General features: G+C 41.6%; 18 protein-coding genes. All 18 read right to left on the bottom strand.

Going from position 1 to position 20,259, the window contains the following annotated elements:
• Window positions 1–18 precede the first annotated feature (18 nt).
• On the bottom strand, window positions 19–1,068 hold the full coding sequence (gene ftsZ, locus GX348_04335) for a cell division protein FtsZ (GenBank protein ID NLP41417.1): 1,050 nt from the start codon (window positions 1,066–1,068) through the stop codon (window positions 19–21).
• A 35-nt stretch (window positions 1,069–1,103) separates the two neighbouring features.
• A complete protein-coding gene (gene ftsA / locus GX348_04330) occupies window positions 1,104–2,297 on the bottom strand; it encodes a cell division protein FtsA (GenBank protein ID NLP41416.1) in 1,194 nt (397 codons plus the stop codon).
• Between the two features lie 204 nt (window positions 2,298–2,501).
• Window positions 2,502–2,831, bottom strand: a complete 330-nt coding sequence (locus GX348_04325; GenBank protein NLP41415.1) for a small basic family protein — start codon at window positions 2,829–2,831, stop codon at window positions 2,502–2,504.
• Window positions 2,832–2,833: 2 nt separating this feature from the next.
• Window positions 2,834–3,520: a DUF881 domain-containing protein gene (locus GX348_04320; GenBank protein ID NLP41414.1), complete on the bottom strand. Its 687-nt coding sequence runs from the start codon at window positions 3,518–3,520 to the stop codon at window positions 2,834–2,836.
• 161 nt (window positions 3,521–3,681) lie between these two features.
• Entirely contained in the window at window positions 3,682–4,434 is a 753-nt protein-coding gene (locus GX348_04315; GenBank protein NLP41413.1) for an FtsQ-type POTRA domain-containing protein, read from the bottom strand.
• Between the two features lie 108 nt (window positions 4,435–4,542).
• A complete protein-coding gene (locus tag GX348_04310) occupies window positions 4,543–5,475 on the bottom strand; it encodes a D-alanine--D-alanine ligase (GenBank protein ID NLP41412.1) in 933 nt (310 codons plus the stop codon).
• Window positions 5,476–5,486: 11 nt separating this feature from the next.
• Window positions 5,487–6,740 (bottom strand): UDP-N-acetylglucosamine 1-carboxyvinyltransferase, encoded by a 1,254-nt coding sequence (gene murA, locus GX348_04305; protein NLP41411.1) that lies wholly within the window; start codon window positions 6,738–6,740, stop codon window positions 5,487–5,489.
• Between the two features lie 75 nt (window positions 6,741–6,815).
• Window positions 6,816–8,195, bottom strand: a complete 1,380-nt coding sequence (locus GX348_04300) for a UDP-N-acetylmuramate--L-alanine ligase (GenBank protein ID NLP41410.1) — start codon at window positions 8,193–8,195, stop codon at window positions 6,816–6,818.
• A 107-nt stretch (window positions 8,196–8,302) separates the two neighbouring features.
• Entirely contained in the window at window positions 8,303–9,421 is a 1,119-nt protein-coding gene (gene murG, locus GX348_04295; GenBank protein ID NLP41409.1) for an undecaprenyldiphospho-muramoylpentapeptide beta-N-acetylglucosaminyltransferase, read from the bottom strand.
• Between the two features lie 16 nt (window positions 9,422–9,437).
• Window positions 9,438–10,541, bottom strand: a complete 1,104-nt coding sequence (spoVE, locus tag GX348_04290; protein NLP41408.1) for a stage V sporulation protein E — start codon at window positions 10,539–10,541, stop codon at window positions 9,438–9,440.
• 14 nt (window positions 10,542–10,555) lie between these two features.
• A complete protein-coding gene (locus GX348_04285) occupies window positions 10,556–11,911 on the bottom strand; it encodes a UDP-N-acetylmuramoyl-L-alanine--D-glutamate ligase (protein NLP41407.1) in 1,356 nt (451 codons plus the stop codon).
• A complete protein-coding gene (locus tag GX348_04280; protein ID NLP41406.1) occupies window positions 11,911–12,885 on the bottom strand; it encodes a phospho-N-acetylmuramoyl-pentapeptide-transferase in 975 nt (324 codons plus the stop codon). Before GX348_04280 ends, GX348_04285 begins: the two co-directional genes overlap by 1 nt.
• Before the next feature lie 21 nt (window positions 12,886–12,906).
• Window positions 12,907–14,274, bottom strand: a complete 1,368-nt coding sequence (locus tag GX348_04275; protein NLP41405.1) for a UDP-N-acetylmuramoyl-tripeptide--D-alanyl-D-alanine ligase — start codon at window positions 14,272–14,274, stop codon at window positions 12,907–12,909.
• Entirely contained in the window at window positions 14,274–15,761 is a 1,488-nt protein-coding gene (locus GX348_04270) for a UDP-N-acetylmuramoyl-L-alanyl-D-glutamate--2,6-diaminopimelate ligase (protein ID NLP41404.1), read from the bottom strand. The genes GX348_04275 and GX348_04270 overlap by 1 nt, the downstream gene beginning before the upstream one ends.
• An 85-nt stretch (window positions 15,762–15,846) precedes the next feature.
• A complete protein-coding gene (locus GX348_04265; GenBank protein ID NLP41403.1) occupies window positions 15,847–17,934 on the bottom strand; it encodes a stage V sporulation protein D in 2,088 nt (695 codons plus the stop codon).
• 20 nt (window positions 17,935–17,954) lie between these two features.
• A complete protein-coding gene (locus tag GX348_04260) occupies window positions 17,955–18,416 on the bottom strand; it encodes a cell division protein FtsL (GenBank protein ID NLP41402.1) in 462 nt (153 codons plus the stop codon).
• A 57-nt stretch (window positions 18,417–18,473) separates the two neighbouring features.
• Entirely contained in the window at window positions 18,474–19,406 is a 933-nt protein-coding gene (rsmH, locus tag GX348_04255; protein ID NLP41401.1) for a 16S rRNA (cytosine(1402)-N(4))-methyltransferase RsmH, read from the bottom strand.
• A gap of 16 nt (window positions 19,407–19,422) precedes the next feature.
• Complete coding sequence (gene mraZ, locus GX348_04250; GenBank protein ID NLP41400.1) at window positions 19,423–19,854, bottom strand: division/cell wall cluster transcriptional repressor MraZ; 432 nt, start codon at window positions 19,852–19,854, stop codon at window positions 19,423–19,425.
• Window positions 19,855–20,259: the final 405 nt, after the last annotated feature.

Genomic DNA, 20,259 nt, shown 5'->3' with positions numbered 1-20,259 from the left:
GTATTTCAAAAGAGCTTTTTAGCGCCGCATCCAAGCGGGGATATCCAGATCAGGATTACGGAATGGCTCAATCTTTGCATATTCACTACCGGTGTTAGAAGTAGGCTTAGTTGGTTTGGTATCAAAACCGGTAGCAATAACGGTTACACGCACTTCATCACCAAACGATTCATCGATGACAGAACCAAAAATAATATTAGCCTCCGGATCAGCTGCGTTGGAAATAATTTCGGCCGCCTCATTGACTTCAAATAATCCTAAATTTGGACCACCAGTTATATTTAAAAGAACTCCGCGAGCTCCTTCAATTGATGTTTCAAGAAGCGGACTGCGAATTGCAGCTTCTGCCGCCGCAATAGACCGATTATCGCCTGAACCAATACCGATCCCCATTAAAGCCGACCCTTGTTCCATCATAATTGTTTTTACATCGGCAAAATCCAAATTAATTAGCCCCGGTACAGCAATCAAATCCGATATACCTTGCACGCCTTGACGCAAGACATCATCCGCAATTCTAAAAGCCTCCATCATCGGAGTGCGTTTATCAACAACCTGCATTAATCTATCATTTGGTATCGTTATCAAGGTATCAACTTTTTCTTTTAGTTTAGCGGTCCCCCGTTCAGCTTGACCTTGACGACGCCGCCCTTCGAAACCAAAAGGCTTAGTAACAACCCCGACAGTCAGAGCGCCTACTTCTTTAGCGCACTCGGCAACAACCGGTGCAGCGCCGGTGCCGGTGCCACCGCCCATTCCGGCTGTTACAAAAACCATATCCGCGCCACGCAATGCCTTAATTATTTCCTCACGGCTCTCCTGAGCCGCCTTTTCACCAACTTCAGGATTTGCACCTGCTCCTAAGCCTTTAGTTAGCTTCTCACCAATTTGTATACGATGCGGTGCCAAGGCATGCACAAGGGCTTGGGCATCCGTATTGATTGCTATAAACTCAACACCCTTAAGACCTGACGTAATCATTCGATTCACTGCATTATTTCCGCCGCCACCGACTCCAATAACTTTAATGGAAGCAAACTGTTCTAAATCCATATCAAATTCTAGCATGAAAATTTTTCCTCCTTATTCTGAGTTCCACGCTATTAGAAGAACTTCCTAATCTTTTCAAAGAGTGATCGCCAAGATTGCGTTGTAGGCTCTTGACTTACTGCCGCTGCATGCCGCGCGGCATGCAAAATAACACCATAACATGAGGTATTACTTGGATATGAATATTCTGCCAGCAGTTTATCCGGTACTTTTGTTTTCACCTGCAATCCGAAATGTTTTTCAATAGCAGCTACAAAACTTGGCATGGCTGAACATCCCCCGGTAAATACAATTTCATTAATATCACTATCGAGCATTGAACCCTTAATATGCTCGTGAATTAAATAGACAATTTCTTCTACTCTGCTTTCAATTACGTCAAAGAGAAAGTCATAAGAGACCTGTTTGTCAGTTGTTCCATAATCATTACAATCAAGGATTACAGCTTGCCCGCGAAATGCTTTATCAAGTCGTGAATAATAACGCTTGATGCCTTCCGCATGCTGCTCGCTTATCTCTAACGCTTTCATTATATCGCGTGTTATGTAATTGCCCCCTAGCGGCAGTGATGCCGAGTTATATATAACCCCACCACGATATAGAGAAACGTCGGTTGTCCCAGCACCGATGTCGATTATTATTACTTTTTTATCCTTGGTATCTGGCGCCAAAGCTTGCGCACCAACTATAGAATTTGCAACTACCCCAGCAACTTTTATTCCCGTATTTCGGACAGCCGCTATCAGTTCTTTTATAGCCATTTCGGGAGCTGCTACAACAAGGGTTTCAACCTCCAAGCAAGACCCCTGCATACCTATTGGCGCAGATGTCTGGCGCTTTTTATCAACCCAAAAACATAATGGTAAAATATGCAGAACGTATAGTTCCTCGGGAATACCGGTAAGTACAGATGAACGACAAACTCGATCAATGTCTTCATTTGTTATTGTTTTTGGCGAATGCGGAGCAATACTGCCAATACAGTTAAAAGAGCGAATACCCATGCCGCCCACTCCAATGTAAACACCTTGGGCAGAAACTTGATTGTCAGATATTGCACAATCAACGGCTTGTTTAATAGATGACGATAAGGCCTTGTAATCTGATATTGCTCCTTTGTCGAACCCAAAGGTCTGCATAATTCCTATGCTGTCAATTGAAATATCCTGCTCATTTGTCATAGCTCCAGAAAAAACTTTGACCGTCGCTGTTCCTACATCAATCCCCAATAAATGGCTTTTATCCATGCCTTTCCCTCGTCAAAAATATTATGTTACATTCCTTATGTTTCAACAGAAGTAGCAATTTCCCTTTTTTGTTATTAAAGAAAATATAAGTATTTAGGAATATCCAGCAAAAGTCCTATAGCGTTTGAACCTTAAAACTACCTAAGGTGACATTCAATTAAAAAACCGCCTTACATGGCGGTTTTTGGCAAGTTATGAAATAGACTATTTTTTTAAAAAGTATCGACGAATAATAGCCAAATTTTGGAAAATACGCAAGCCGAACGCCAGTAAGGCTACATAATATAAGTCAATTCCTAGGCGTTCACCAACATAAACAAGACTGGCAGCTAATAAAGCATTAGTAAAAAAACCGGTAATAAAAATTGTATTATCAAATTTTTCTTCGGAGCCAGCCCGCAAACCACCAAATACCGAATCTAAAGCGGCTAGCAAGGCTACAGACATAAACTTAGCATATTCGACAGGTATACTTATAGGAGATACAATACCAATAATCAGCCCTATAATCAGCCCTATAACCGGTAACGCCATTCTTACACACCATCCTTTACCGGCTTGGCGAGTTCAAAGCGAAACGCTCCTTTATACGCCGGGACAATCTGATTTTCTTGTTTTTTTATTGAAATTTGAATACCCCAAAACTGTAGCGTTTCGACAACACCCCCGCGCATTTTAAGAGCATTTTCCAAAGTATTCGGCTCTCCAATAGCTTTTATCTCATACGGCGGTGAATAACGGGTATTGTTTACTGACAAAGTTGGGCCAGCACAGCGAATTTCCGAGCTAGCTATCAAGCGCTGTTCGTTAATAGAAATTGCTTCGGCGCCAGCCGCCCAGAGCTCATTGATAACTTTAAGGATATCATCATCATGAATTATGTACAAATTCGGATTTTCCCCAATTTTTGATTGCCGCTTACTATCATCAATCGTTATTGAAACCCCAGGACCCTGCATTGCAATTACCCCAGCCCCCATTCTTAAAAGCTCAGCCTCCTGTGAAACTGCCTTGGTCCCCGATTCTCGCATCTCACTAATTTGTTTTTGCAACGCATCCCGTTCTTTTTCCGTCTGAATCAAGCGCTGCGATAAATCTTCAATCCGCTGAAAAGGCACAGTAGATTTTATATCTTCTGTTGTCCGAAATTGTACCGCTAACATAAAGCCTAAGATTACACAAACAAAAGCAATAGCAGCTTGTCCTTGTTTTATTTGTAACACTGACTCACCCCTTTCTCACGAGACATCCTGGATTAAAAGATACTTACTTAAGATGGAGTTCTGTCTCCATCTTAAGCTTAGCCGAACTTATCTAGAGATTTAGACGATGTAAACTCCCACTTAAGAAGATGGAGTCGTATAGCGTCTTGGTCATCGATAAATTATGATTTAAACTTTATAAACGGAGAAGCATAGTTCAGATCTATATAATCAATTATAGCACTATTACCTGCTAATTCATTAAGGATTTCATTAGTTAACTTAGCTTTTTCAGCCATTCTCTCCGCCTTTCCAAGTTTTAGTTGGGAAGACTTTACTGTGTAACAAACAATGCTCCCGCCTGCTTGAATATTAACTTCAGATATTTGATTTAGAATTGGCTCTTCTAGTGTAGATAGATACTCTAAAACTGGCTCGACTTGTGGATGCTCAACGTTATCGCCAACGTATCCGCCATCAAGTCTTATTCCTGTAATCATCGGGACATTTATTTGTTTTAAATTCTTATGAGCAGCTAATATTACACCCTGTTTATCGACCTCAACAAAACCATAGCTGCTAGCAACGTAAGCAAGAGGCCGCCGTTCCTTAATACTAATTACAATAGTGCTGGGAAACTTCCGTATAACATCTACATCTGAAACGCGTAAGTCTTTTAAAAGACGTTCACGTATTTGACCAGTATTAAGCTTTAAGATGTTTACGGGTTCCGGGATCTCTGCAATTACATATACTTCCTCTGTCGGCATATACTTATTTCCTTCAACAACTACATTACCGACATTAAAATATGTGGAATTAACAAACAAAAAGCCTACGATAAGTACAACAAGCAATATTAACAGTGCCGAAAACACATGGCCAAATGGCTGGTTGTCTTGTTGTGGACGCCTTTTCTGTAAGAACTTTTGCATGCATTCACCTCTGTTACTAAGCTGCTTTACAAGTAATTATACATCAACTTACTTGTCCTATAAACTATCAAAAAAAGACAGCATTGTAATATGCTGCCTTTTTAAAAGCTATTTATCTTCAAGCATCAATAGCAGCTTTTCACACAAATCTTCAAAAGATATTCCCGCTGCCGCGGCTGCCTTAGGAACTAGACTTGTAGCAGTCATGCCTGGGATAGTATTTACCTCCAGTACATATGGCCTATTCTGTTGATCCAACATAATGTCAACCCTTGCTATTCCCCGACATCCTAGAGCCTTGAAAGTAGTAACGGCAACTTTTTGCAGTTCTATCGTAACATCATTATCAAGCTTGGCAGGTACAATATATTCTGTCGCACCTTTAGTATACTTGGAATGATAATCATAGCGTCCTGAATGAGGTGCAATTTCAATTATTGGCAAAGCTTTCGGATCGTGGCTACCGTACACTGCAACTGTTACTTCCCGTCCTTTTATAAATTCTTCCACTAAAATACTATCGCTATATTTGAAAGCCTGCTTCACAGCCTCGTTAAGATCACCTGGCTTCTCTACAATGTAAACACCAATGCTGGAGCCTTGCGCTGCTGATTTAATTACTACGGGGACACCGAAATCCTTCTCAATCACTGTCGGTAATGCGGCATTAAGTTCATCTTTGGTATATAAACGTGATTTAGGCGTCGGGATTCCAGCAGCTACGAATATCCGCTTTGAAACCCCTTTATCCATGGCTATTGCGCTAGCCAGGACACCAGACCCAGTATAGGGAATCCCCAGTAATTCGAGTGCTCCTTGTAGTATCCCATCTTCACCAAATTTACCATGGATAGCATTAAATACAATATCAACGTTTTCTTCTACTATCTTAGTTATAAATTGCTTAGGTTCTAAATCAATCTCAATTACATTATAACCTTTTGTCTGAAGTGCCTTTAATATTGCCCGTCCTGTATTAAGCGAAACTTCGCGCTCGTCAGAAGGCCCTCCCATTACAACAGCAATTTTTTTTGATTTCACTTAGAAACCCCCTATCCGCTTCCGTGACGTATAATGTTTGCACCAAGACTTTGAAGTTTCTCCTCGAATTTTTCATAGCCTCTGTCAATGTGATGCACTGCTTCAATTTCTGTTATTCCCTCGGCGGCTAATGCCGCCAAGACTAGCGCGCCTCCTGCCCTAAGATCCGGAGCTGCTACACAAGCTCCTGTCAACTTAGGTATACCGCGAATAATGGCAGTCCGCCCCTCAACCTTTACTTTAGCCCCCATTCGAGACAATTCATCTACATGCTTAAACCGATTTTCAAAAATGGTCTCAGTTATTACGCTTGTTCCTTTTGCAATGGTAAGCAGCGATAGAATGGGCGCCTGCAAATCAGTGGGAAAACCCGGATGCGGCAGTGTTTTAATATCAACACCGCGTAAATCGCCTGCTTTAACGCGGACATAGTTTATACCCGTCTCAATATTGGCTCCAATTTCCTCCAGTTTGTCAAGTACAGAGAATAGATATTCAGGCCTAATGTTTTCAATTGTAACATCACCCTGAGTCATAGCTCCGGCAATCAAAAAAGTACCTGCCTGTATGCGATCTGGTATGATTGTGTGTTCAGTGGGATAAAGTTTATTTACACCTTCGATCCGAATTGTATCAGTTCCTGCTCCACTAATTTTTGCCCCCATTTTATTTAAAAAAGTCTGTAAGTCGCTAATTTCAGGTTCTCGGGCTGCATTTCTAATGATCGTCACACCATTTGCAAGAACCGCCGCCATTACAGCGTTCTCAGTTGCACCTACACTTGGGAAATCAAAGTGAATATCTCCGCCGGTCAATTGAGTTGCCTCAGCTACAATAAAACCAAATCGTTCGCTAATTTTTGCTCCGATTTTTTCCAAAGCTTTTATATGTAGGTCAATCGGTCTAGGGCCAATATCACAACCCCCTGGGTAAGAAAGCCGAACTTTTTTGAATCTTCCTAACAACGGACCCATGAGAAAAACGGATGCTCGCATTTCGCGCATCAAATGCTCCGGAATCTCGGCCTTACTAACATTGGTAGTATCAATGATAAGCGTATTTCCTTCGCGTTGAATTTTAGCACCTAGCAATATTAGGATGTCCTGCATTGCGTTAATATCACGAATAAACGGAACATCGTGAATAACACTGACGCCTGAGCACAAAAGCGACGCAGCCATGATCGGCAAGGTAGCATTCTTGGCCCCGCCAATTCGTAGATTACCTTGAAGTTGTACTTCCCCTGTGACGATAAATTTCTCCATCGTCTCCCCCCCTAGAAAAGTACAACCACCCCACTCAAAAAGAGAATGTCTTCCAAAGGAAGACAAAATACAAAACTAATCTTTTACTAGTATTTCTATAAGTTCTTCGCCGACTCGATAAACATCTCCTGCGCCCATGGTGATTATTAAATCACCCGGTTCGGTTACTTCGCTGAGATAGCGAGCAATTCTTTCTTTATCTTTTATATAAACAACATTTTGACCCGTTTGTTTCTCAACCTCCTCCTTAATAACCTCGCCATCGATACCAGGAATCGGCCTTTCTCCAGCAGCGTATATATCTGTAAGAATTAATAAGTCAGTTGAAGAAAATGCGCTCCCAAACTCATTCCTTAACAGCATAGTCCTGGAAAAACGGTGTGGCTGAAAAACACAAATTAATCTTTTAGGCGCGGTTTGCCGTGCTGCTAACATCGTTGTGGCAATTTCAGTCGGGTGATGAGCATAATCATCGACAATCCAAATGCCATTAAGCCTAGCCTTTGTCTGAAACCGACGTTTAGCACCTTGAAAAAGAGCTATTCCCTCGGCAATTTGTTCAAAGCTCAATCCTAGCTGTATTCCCACAGCAATTGCAGCCAACGAATTTGCCACATTATGGCGACCCGGTACGTTTAGTTTCATAGTCCCTAATAAATTCTTATGTCTATAAACATCAAAAATAGTCGCCGCACCCTGGGCACGGATATTTTGGGCCTGATATTCCGCATCTTGATTTTCAATAGCATAAGAAACAAATTTTCGTTCTAGGCTATTAGCTATATCCCTGATATGTTTATTATCAAAGCATAATACCGCCATTCCGTCTTTTTGAGGAAGCTTTAGTAAAAATTCCTCAAATGTATGTAAAATGTTTTCCATTGTTTGATAAAAGTCCATATGGTCATTTTCAATATTAGTAATTATCGCTATCTGCGGCGACAGTTTTAAAAATGAACCATCGCTTTCATCAGCCTCGGCTACTAACCAGTCGCCTGAGCCTAGTTTAGCATTACCGCCAAGATAATTTAATTCACCGCCAATAATAATAGTAGGATCAATACCCGCCTTTTCAAGCATAAGGGCGACCATTGACGTTGTCGTCGTCTTACCATGCGCCCCTGCTACTGCAATGCCTTTGCGCTCTTTCATCAAGGCAGCTACAACATCAGAACGATGGTAAATTTTTATATTTCTTAACTTAGCGGATAATACTTCAGCATTGCTATCGGGTATGGCCGTCGATACAACAACGGCCTCGACATCACCTAGATTTTGTTCATTATGTCCGATATAAACTTTAGCCCCTAGTTTTTCAAGTTTTCTTGTTGTTTCAGAAGCGCTCATATCTGAACCAGAGATAATATAACCCATTTGCAGCAAAATTGTAGCAATGGCGCTCATACCTGCACCGCCAATACCAACAAAATGAAAACTCTTAATATGATTTAGCAAAAACTTCGCTCCTTTCTCGCGCCATATACCCTGAATTATAATGTATAATATTGTATGAACAAGAGGGTATTGATGTTACTAGACAGATAAGTAAAAAATAAAATTTACTAAGACTTAGTATTGGTCAAATCAATAGCAATTTCCGCGATATGCTCTGCTGCCTCCGGGCGGCCTATTCTTTTACTGGCTGCGGCCATTAATTCAAGCCTAGAGGGATCATCAATCAATTCTTTAACTAATACTAATAGCCTCTCGCCACTTAGCTCTTTATCGCGGATAACAGCAGCCGCTCCATGATTTTCCATCACTAGTGCGTTATGTTCCTGGTGATTTTCTGCAGCATATGGATATGGTATTAGGATTGAGGGAATACCTCGCGCCGTTAATTCTGCTAAGCCAACTGCGCCAGCCCGAAAGATTGCTAAATCTGCAGCGGCTAAGGCAAGTGGCATATTATATAAATAAGGTTTTATACTAATATTTCCAGCAGAGGTAATATCTATACCAGATTGTTCTAAATTTCCAACTATGCCATTATACTCGGTTTTTCCGGTCACATGCAATAGCTGAACATCTTTTCGAGCTATGAAATATTTATATACTTCAACCATAGCTTGGTTTATACTTCGAGCGCCTCGGCTTCCTCCGGAAATTAGGATTGTCCGTTTTTTGGGGTCTAGCCCAAGTGCCTCAATGCCTTCCTGGCGTGAGGCAGACATAACCTCCGGGCGAATTGGATTGCCGGTAAAAATGACTTTGTCTTTAGAAGGAAAATAATTTGCAGCATCGGCATAACCAACGGCTATTTTATCAACAAACCTAGCCAAAATTTTATTTGTTATCCCCGGGATAACATTCTGCTCCTGAATAATTGTCGGCACCCCTAGAAGGCTTGCGGCCAGAAGGACTGGACCGCAAACATATCCCCCTGTGCCAATTACAATGTCGGGTTTAAACTTGCGGATGATACTTTGGGATTGCCATATGCTGGCGGCTGATTTAAATAGTGTGGCAAGGTTTTGCAAAGTAAGCCGGCGCTCAAATCCTCGGATATCAATTGTTTTGAAATCATAGCCTTCCTTCGGAATTATATCCGCTTCTAACCCTTGGTTAGTACCCACAAATAGCACTTGACAGGATTTGGACCTTTTCTCAATAGCTTTGCTTATAGTAATAGCGGGGTAGATGTGTCCACCTGTCCCCCCGCCAGACAACATGACTCGCATATTCGAAGTGGCCTCCTCATTTTAAATTAACATAGCGTGATATGTTAAGTAATATCCCTACTCCTGATAACGTAAATATCAATGCTGACCCACCAAAGCTCAAGAACGGTAAAGGTATTCCAGTTACAGGCATAGAAGCGGTAACCACTGCTATATTCATCAGCGCCTGTATAATAATCATCGTCGTAATACCAGCCGCCATTAAACTGCCAAATATATCGGGTGCCGAAATAGCGACTTTTAAGCCACGCCACGCAAATAAAAAGAAAAGTATAATTACCGTGATAGTACCAATAAAGCCAAGTTCTTCACCAAGAATGGCAAAAATAAAATCAGTATGAGGTTCTGGTAAGTACAAGAACTTTTCTCTGCTACGGCCAAGACCGACCCCGAACAAGCCCCCGGATCCAATGGCATATAGCGACTGGATTATGTGATAACCGGTATCAAGCGGATCAGCCCAAGGATCGCTAAATGCCAGCAGCCGCTTCATTCTATATGGCTCTACTATAATGGCTGCAATAATGCCGGACACACCGGCAACCCCTAAAGAAACAAGATGGGATATTTTGGCCCCGGCCGTAAATAAAAGAACAAATACTGTACCACCTATCGCTAAGGCTGTTCCTAAATCTGGTTCTTTCAGAATAAGCCCGAAAACAACAAGTAATACCAAAAGCTGGGGCAGAACACCTTTAACAAAACTGGTTATCCTATCTTGACGGAGTGCTAAACTACTGGCACAAAATAGCACCATACTAAGCTTGGCAATTTCTGAAGGCTGCATATACAGGGAGCCAAACCCAAGCCATCTCCTTGCGCCGTTGACGACCCTTCCCATGCCTGGAATAAGAACTAGGATAAGCAATACTATTGTTACCAACATTACTGGCTTAGCAAGCTTTCTCCAGGCATGATAGTCGATATTCATAGTAAGTATCATGGCCAGAAGTCCCAATGTTACCCAAATGATTTGTCGTTTTAAAAAGTAATAACTATCTTGAAAGTTGACATAGGCGGAGACCGCACTCGAACTATATACCATTACAACACCGATTGCCAATAGCGCTATTACGGCAAAAAAAATGATAAAATCGGGCGATTTAGGTCTAACACCCAAGACAACTCCCTCCCTTACTCTAAATGCTGGACAAACCTTTTGAATGCTCTCCCTCGTTCTTCATAATTCTTAAACATATCGTAGCTTGAACAAGCTGGGGACAGCAAAACCACGTCCTTACCCTCGGCTAATTGATGGGCTAATTTTACCGCACTTTCTAAATCACTTTCTATACGGATACTTTTCACCCCATGACGGACTGCTGACTCGTGAAAACGACCGCTAGCTTCACCAATTAAGATTAAATGACAAACCTTTTCCCGGACAACTGTCATAAACTCAGTTAAATCTGTTTTTTTATCTCGGCCGCCCGCAATTAATATGACGTTTCCGGGAAAAGCATCAAGTGCTTTAATCGCTGATTCAGGATTTGTAGCTTTCGAGTCGTTATAGTACTGAACACCGTCTATTGTTGCGACTGGTTCAATACGATGTTCTACTCCGTTAAATCCACGCAAAACTTGAGCCATATATTCAATATCTACACCCGCAAAAAAAGCAACGCCACAGGCAGCCATCGCATTTTCAATATTGTGAGCGCCACGTACTTGAATTTCGTCAGTTGGGCATATCGAAAAGACTTGCCCCTCCCACGCAATTTTTATAATTCCTTCTTGAACAAAAATTCCAGATATCAGCAATGATTTACGGCTAAAAAATACAACTTTTGACTTGGTTCTTTTGGCCATATCCCGAACAATATCATCATCATAATTAAGAATCAGAAAATCATTTGCTGTTTGGTTAGCAAAGATTTTCTCTTTCATTTTTATGTAGGTAGCCATAGTTCCATGCCTATCCAGATGATCTGCAGTAATATTTAAAATTGCAGCGATCCTAGGTCTAAAATTCAAAATTGCCTCTAACTGAAAACTTGATATTTCCGCAACGACTATGCCAGATTCATCAACTCCAGCAACTTCATGTGAAAGTGCCTGGCCAATATTACCGCCAACTACCACATCTTGATAAGCAGTTTTAACCATTTCACCAACCAATGTTGTAGTTGTTGTCTTCCCGTTAGTACCAGTGACAGCGACAAGCGGTGATTTACAAATTTGATACGCTACCTCAATTTCGCTTATTACTTGTATCCCCCTTGTCTGAGCTGATTCGACAAGCGGCAGATAGACAGATATCCCTGGCGACAGAACAATCAGATCAGTATCAGTAAGCAAACTTTCATCTTGTTTTCCTAAGGCTAATACCACTCCAAGGGTTTCAAGTCCAGAAAGGTCTCTATCAATATTCTCTTTTGTCCTATTATCACTTAAGGTTACCTTTGCTCCCAATTTTTGTAGAATTGCAGTAACCGAAATACCGCTTATTCCTGCACCTAAAACAAGTATTTTTTTATTTTTAAAATCCACTATATTCCTCCTGCACGACTAGCTGCCAGAATAGCTAAGGCTATTACGCCGAAAACCACGCCTACAAGCCAAAATACAATAACTACCTTGGTTTCTGACCAGCCTGAAAGTTCAAAATGGTGATGAATAGGGCTCATAAGAAATACCCGCTTGCCGGTTGATTTAAATGAGGCTACTTGAATAATCACCGACAATGCCTCAATAACAAACACACCCCCAACGAGAACTAGTAGCAATTCGGTTTTTGTCATTACTGCTACCGAAGCCAAAGCCCCGCCTAGAGCTAGTGAACCGGTATCCCCCATAAACACCTTAGCAGGGTGGGCATTAAAGCGGAGAAAGCCTAGTGTAGCGCCAGCCAGCGCAACACAAAAAATGGCTAACTCAAACTTACCAAAGCTTAGGCATATTACCGCATATGCTACGGCGGCAACTGTCGTAGTACCTGCCGCCAAACCATCTAAACCGTCAGTTAAGTTTACCGCATTAGTAGTTCCAACAAGGACCAGAAAGATCAGAGCGTAATACAAGGGACCTAAGTCAAAGTTAATTCCCAGTACCGGAATCCAGAGATCAGTGCCGCGATCCATATATCCTGCCGCAATATAAGCCAAGGCTACTGCCATTATAATTTGCCCTAAAAGTTTCTGTCTGGCTTTTAATCCTAGTGAACGCTTAAGAACTACCTTTATAAAATCGTCTAAAAAACCTATCATACCATGACCAATCGTAATAAACAGCGCTAGCCAAACTTCAACGCTTTTTCCAGCATATATCAACGCTGGAATTAATAAGGCAATAAGGATAATCACTCCGCCCATGGTTGGCGTACCGGCTTTTGCATAGTGCCGCTCAGGTCCTTCTTGTCTGATACTTTGACCAAATTTTAAACGCCGCAGCAATGGAATAACCAATGGCCCTAAAACTAAAGCCACCAAAAATGCCACGCCGGCGGCATAGAACAATGCTTGCATGAATAATAGACCTCCCCAAGCTTAACTCAATACATCTATAATTTGTTCCATTTTCATACTTCGCGATCCTTTTATTAAGATTGTATCGCCAGGTGTTAAATACTGCTTTAAAACATTCGCCGCTTCCTCATGGTTTTTACAAGCCAGCGATACTTTAGCACCGTTACGTTGCGCTTCTTCTGCAATATAAGCAGCTAACTCACCAACAGTAACTACAATATCGACACCACTAAGTCCTATTTTGCGTCCAATTTTTTGATGAGCCTCAACGGCCATCTGTCCTAGTTCAAGCATATCTCCCAAGACGACTACCTTACGGCCGCTAGCTATCTCAACCAAGGTATCGATAGCGGCTGACATTGAAAGAGGGCTAGCGTTATAAGCATCATTTATTATCGTGTACTTACCTTTTGGTTCAATCGCTAACCGCATACCGCTTGCGACAAAACGCTTCAAACCTTCGCCAATCTCATCAACTTCCATGCCTAGTCCTAGGCCAACAGATACTGCCGCAAGGGCATTATAAACATTATGTCTTCCTATAGTTGGAATAAATACTTTGTTTATTCTACCTAAGTACTTAAAACCAACAGTCATGCCAATCCCATTAGTATTAGTATTAATATCAACACCTTGTACATCGCAGCCATCTTCGAGACCATATAATAGAACGCGGGCTGGTGTTTTTCTTCCCATAGCTCGTACATGATCATTGTCACCATTTAATATTGCCAATCCATTATTTGGCAAACTTTCTACCAATTCCGCTTTCGCCCTGGCGATATTCTCCATTGACCCTAATAACTCTATATGCGTCTCGCCGACATTTGTTATAACCCCAATATTCGGCAAGGCGATGTCGGAAAGTTCTTTAATTTGTCCAAGTCCTCGCATACCCATTTCAACAATTCCAGCATCATGGGTTGCGTTAAGATTCAGCAAGGTTAGCGGCAGTCCAATCTCGTTATTAAAATTAGCCTCTGTTTTAAGTACATTAAACCGGCTGCCTAAAACCGCAGCTATCATATCTTTAGTAGTTGTTTTACCATTCGAACCAGTTACAGCAATAATGGGAATATTATAACGCTGACGATGAAAACTTGCCAATGCCTGTAGGGCTTTTAAGGTATCTTTAACCTTAATAACTGGAATATTATCACTAGCGAACTCTCCCCCCCGACTAACGATAACCCCTGCCGCGCCATTTTGTAATGCGATAGGAATAAAGTCATGTCCATCATACCGTTCGCCTCTGAGCGCAATAAACAAGTCGCCTGGACGTATACTTCTTGTGTCGGTTGTTATACCGCTAAATTTTATTGGTTCCGCTAGCTTAACCGGAATCCCCTCGGTCGCAGCGCAAATCTCCGCTAAGGTGAATGCTGTCATCACTTCATCTCCCTAATGGCCTCGCGGGCTATTTCCCGATCATCAAATGATATTGTTTTATCCTTAAGGATTTGATACGTTTCATGCCCTTTACCCGCAATAATAACAATATCATCTTTTGCAGCAATACTGATAGCTGCGTAAATTGCCTTCTTACGATCTGAAATCCTTCTGTACAACTTATTATCCTTGTTGCTACTGATTATACCAGTCTCGATTTCATCAAGTATAGTATCAGGATCTTCTGTACGCGGATTATCCGAAGTTGCTATAATAACGTCCGCGTATTGTACTGCCAATGCACCCATAATTGGCCGCTTAGTACGATCGCGGTCGCCACCGCAACCAAATACAATAATAATACGCTGCTCAGCAAATCCGCGCGCTGTTTTCAAAATGTTTTCAAGACCGTCAGGAGTATGCGCATAATCTACAATGACACTGAACGGCTGTCCGGCGTCAACTATTTCAAAACGCCCCGGAACGCTTTTAAAAGACTCCAAGGCCTTTTTAATCTTGTTAATCCCAATTCCTTCAGCGAACGTTGCGCCGATAGCTGCTAAAACATTGTAAACATTAAATAATCCAGTTATATTAAGGTCAAGCGATATCTTCCCATACGGTGTGTTAACTTCGAATTTAGCTCCCTTTGACTCAATCCTGATGTTATCCGCCGACAAACTGGCTTCATTTTGAACAGCATAAGTAATTTTATTACAATTGGCCTTCTCTAGCATCAAATCAGCCACTACATCGTCGACATTTACAATAGCTGTCTTCCTAGATTTGACATTGCCAGAGGCCCCCAGTTTGCGGAAAAGCTCGGCTTTAGCAGCTGCATATTTTTCAAAAGTGCCATGAAAATCCAAATGATCCTGCGTCATATTAGTAAATACCCCTACATCGAATTCACATCCATCTACTCTGTTAAGAGCTAGGGCATGCGAAGAAACTTCCATTACTACGTAGTCTATTTGTTGCCTTACCATTTCTGCTAGAATTGCTTGGAGATCAATAACGTCCGGGGTTGTATTGCTTATAGGCATGCTTTCATCCTCAATAAGTATCTGAATTGTTCCGATTACCCCTACCTTATATCCAGCCGTGCGCAATATTTCTCGTATTAGGTACGTTGTAGTGGTTTTTCCATTGGTGCCAGTAATCCCGATCATTCGCAGCTTATGAGCAGGGTAATCATAGAAAAAGGGCGTTATTTTGCGCATTGCTGCTCTGGTATCTGCAACCTTAACGACCGCAATGTCATTAACAGAAACATCCTTTTCAACCAGTATAGCTGCGGCTCCGCGTTGGCGGGCCTCCGTAATAAAGTTATGACCATCAACGACATTACCCGACAAACATACAAACAAAGTACCAGGGGTTACCTTGCGGGAGTCGTGAGCTATACCATGAATTAACTGTTCTTCATTACCATTAAACTCACATTCCGGCAATAAAGCTGTTAGATCTTTTAGTTTTTTTGTCATGCTATATCCCCTACCTTCTTTCAGTCACTATTATTACCATATTTACCAATTTTATCTGCTGAACATATTAGTCTGATCTATATCTCTATTCTAAAAAGACAGTTATACTAGCCCCGGTTGGAACCTTACTTCCGGGGAGAGGATCTTGTTTGACAGTCTTTTGTCCTGTTCCAATTGGCGATATAATTAATCCTACATTACCAAGCAGCTCAGATGTTTCCTTAAGAGTCAGTCCGTTGCAATCAGGAACTGTTACTTCTCCAATGCCAAATCGCGGTGTTAAAGTATACACTAGCACACTCGTTCCTTTAGGTATTCTACTACCTGGTTTGGGAATTTGGTCGGCTACCCTTCCGCCTGATTCCTCCACTCTTACATCGAGACCAGCCTGCCGCAATACCTTTATTGCTTCGGGAACTTCTAAATTAATAACGCTAGGAACAATAATGTGAGCCTCTAAGCTCTCCCGATTACTATTCTCGTCTAAACGTGGAGCGACCTTTAAATATTCTAAAATATCTTTGGCAGCGGCACCAAAAACAGGGGCAGCTATTTGTCCGCCGTAATATATTCCGACTGGCTCATCAATTACTACCAGCATTGCAATCTGCGGGTTATCAGCAGGCGCAAAGCCTACAAAGGAGGCTACATATTTACCCGGCACATACCCACCGCCGCCTACTTTCTGCGCAGTTCCCGTCTTACCAGCTATTCGATAACCTTCAATATAGGCATTTTTCCCTGTCCCATTACTTACAACACTTTCCAAAACATTCTTAACCTCTTTTGCAGTATCTACATTAACTATTCTCTCAACTATATCCGGCTGAAACCCTCGGATAACATTACCGGCCTTGTCTCTAACTTCTCTAACAATTTGCGGTCTTACTCGCAACCCATCATTGGCAACAGCTGAAACAGCAGTAAGTAACTGAATAGGCGTTACCGCGATACTCTGTCCCATTGACATGGTAGCAATGTTTATAGGCTTGACCTGATTTTTATTTATCATAATACCCTTTGCTTCACCAGGCAGATCAACATTAGTCGGACGCCCTAATCCAAATGCATCCAAATACTTGTAAAATTGATCACTCCCTAACTTTAGTCCTACTGTAACAAACCCAGTATTGCACGAATTCTCTACAACCTCACAAAAGCTTTGACTCCCATGCCCTCCATGTTTCCAACAGTGAATTGTCCTTCCTTGTACTTCTATTCCTCCTGGATCAAAAAACCGGTCGTCCAGTTTAACAACCTTAGCATCAAGCGCAGCCGTTGTCGTCAAAACCTTAAAAGTAGATCCCGGTTCATAAGCGTTTGATACGGCGATGTTGCGCCACAACTTTGGAGAAAAATCTGCAAATCTATTAGGATTATAGTCAGGCCTGTTAGCCAGTGCTAATATTTCACCAGTGTTTGGTTTCATAACAATAATAGTAGCAGCAGCTGCTTGCGTATCTTTCATCACTCGTTCAAGGTCGCGCTCAATAATCTGTTGAATTACGGTATCGATTGTAAGATATATATTATGACCTTCGACGGGTGGCACAAATCGATGCGACGCATAAGGTATTTCTCTTCCCCTTGCGTCATACTCTACAACTATGCTTCCCGGACGGCCTTTCAGATAACTGTCAAAAGTCGTCTCAATGCCATCTAAGCCTTGACTGTCGATACCGGTAAACCCTAATACGTGAGCTGCTAGATTTTCATTAGGATAATAACGGCGATTCTCTTGAGTTAAGCCAATACCTGATAAATTTAATTTTTTTACGGCGGTGGCGCTTTCAACATCTATTTTTCGTTTAATCCAAGTAAACGCTTGGCGCTTCTTTAATTTAGCAGCCAGTTTATCTTCGTCCAAATTCAAAATAGCAGCCAATTTGGCTGCTGTCTCTTCTGCATTTCGTATTTCGGCTGGAATTGCATAAACGGATTCTGTACTAACGCTTACCGCTAATTCCCTTCCATGTCGATCATAAATAACCCCGCGTTTGGCCTCGACCGGTATATCACGAATACGTTGATCTATGGCATTTTCTGTAAGCCAAGAACTTCTAAAGAATTGGATATACATTAGACGGCAACCTAATCCAAACATGATTAAAGCAACAAAAAGAAAGAAAATGGCTAACCTTTTTCTAATGGTAACATGTGCAGCTGACGCCATTGAATCTCCCCCAATTCAAATTAACGCCCTTTGCTTGCCTCCGCTGTGCCAGACTTTAAGATCTCCATTATTGTTGTTGCTGCCACATTATTAGTTGAGCTGCTATTATTAGTTTCATCACTACTCGAAATTGAAGCACAATATACATTTTGCGGTACAACCATGCCAAACTGAGCTGTAGCAATCTGCTGAATACGCTGGGGAGATTTTAATTTTGCTATGTCTAGTCGCAGCATTTCATTTTCTTTTTCGTATTTAAGTATCTGCGCTTTCGTTTGGACCAGTTCATAACCAGCTCTAATTATGGCTTCACTTCGGATGGTTACAAACATAGCTGCGATTGCTATCATTGTAACCATCATGAAACATTTTAACCGCAGTTTAGCGTTCTTGTGTTTTAAGCCTTTATCGGAGGACGGGGCGATTTGTTGTTGTTGTTGTTCTTCTTCTATTACCCAATCTTGCTTTCTACTCGCTAACATATGTATTTACCCTCCTTGGAAATTAGAACACTATCCAATCCTTGTAATCTGGCTGGTTTATAACTTTTCTGCAACTCGTAGTTTTGCACTTCGTGATCGTGGGTTATTCTCAATTTCGGCTAATGAAGGCGCTATCGCTTTACCAAAGGTTTTAACTTTAGGAATCTGTCCGCACACACACACTGGCAGTCTAGGAGGACAGATACACCCGCGTGCTAATGACTGCAGAGTCTGTTTAGCTATGCGGTCTTCTAATGAATGAAAAGTAATTATGCATATCCGCCCCCCAGGTTTGAGCCTGCCAACTGCGGTTAAAAAGGTTTGGTTTAGAATTCCAAGTTCATCATTTACCTCAATTCTAATGGCTTGGAAAGTACGTTTAGCGGGGTGTGGACCTTCTCGTCGAGCTGCGGCGGGTATCGCTTTTTTTATAATTTCAACAAGGTGACTAGTTGTCGCAATTTTTTTGTTAGCTCTTTCCTCAACAATAAACTTTGCTATCCGTTTTGCCCAACGTTCTTCACCGTAATCATATATCACTCTGGCAAGTTCTTGCTCAGAATAAGTGTTTACAACATCATAAGCTGATAGCGGTGCAATTGGATTCATTCTCATATCAAGGGGAGCATCTTGCATATAAGAAAACCCACGCTCTGGGATATCCAGTTGATGAGATGATACCCCCAAGTCGAAAATTATACCATCAATTTGGTCGACATGAAGCTCATCTAATATTTGCTCAAGGTTCCGGAAATTGTTCTGAACTATATCTACCCGGCATCTGGCATTTGCTAATCTTTGCTTGCCAACGGAAATGGCCTCAGGATCTTGATCAATACCAATAAATCGACCTGCCTCGTCCAGTCTTTGCACAATTTGAGAAGCATGACCACTTCCCCCAAGCGTACAGTCAACATAAATTCCCGAAGGATCTGTAATTAACTTATCAATACTTTCTTCCATAAGAACACTTATGTGGTGGAAATTCACTAATGTCACCTCTTATTTAAATCCCTAGCTCAATTAGATTTTCGGCAATTTGGGCTACAGTGGGTGCAACCTGATCATTATAGGCAGCCCATATTCCTTTATCCCATATCTCAATACGACTGGATACACCGATTACGACAACGTCCTTATCAAGTTTGGCATATTCCCGCAGGTTATTCGGCAACAGTACGCGCCCTTGTTTATCGCATTCCAGTTCAGCCGCTCCTGCAAAAAAGAAACGCATAAAAGCTCTAGCTTCCGGATTCGCAAGCGGAAGGCGTTTTAACTTTTCTTCTAGGATAGCCCACTCTTTTCTAGCGTATACAAACAAACAATTATCCAGACCCTTGGTAGCAATAAATACATCGCCAAGCTCATCACGAAACTTGGCCGGTAATATCAGCCGGCTCTTATTATCTATCGTATGTAAATACTCGCCTACTAGCACAGCCTCACCACCAAGTACTCTTCTACCACTTTCCACCACAATGAGCCACTTTTTCCTATATCTTCTTGAAAAAAATAAAAAATCCTTCAAAATCTTGAAGGATAGAAAAATATATTGGTATTTAGTTCCATGGGCCTTGTTTTTAGGGGACCAAAGTCCTGCTAACTTCTTATCACACCAAGCCTTTCAAGGATTGGAGCACCATTTAGTCTTACATAAAAACTGCGGAGCCGAGAACAAAACCGTTTTCTTGCATTTCCCGATCTGTTCCCAAGTTATATAATTAGGATCATATCCTAATTATCTGCATAGCCATCATCGAAAGTAATACGTATTGGGTTCTCCGGTAAAGCATTACCATATTTTAAGCTAGCTATTAAAGCATCGGGAGTTATCGTATGATAT

This window comes from Veillonellaceae bacterium (assembly GCA_012523975.1).
GTDB lineage: Bacteria > Bacillota > Negativicutes > JAAYSF01 > JAAYSF01 > JAAYSF01.
The sequence above is the reverse complement of the archived record's forward strand: the minus strand, read 5'-3'. Positions and strand labels throughout refer to the sequence as shown.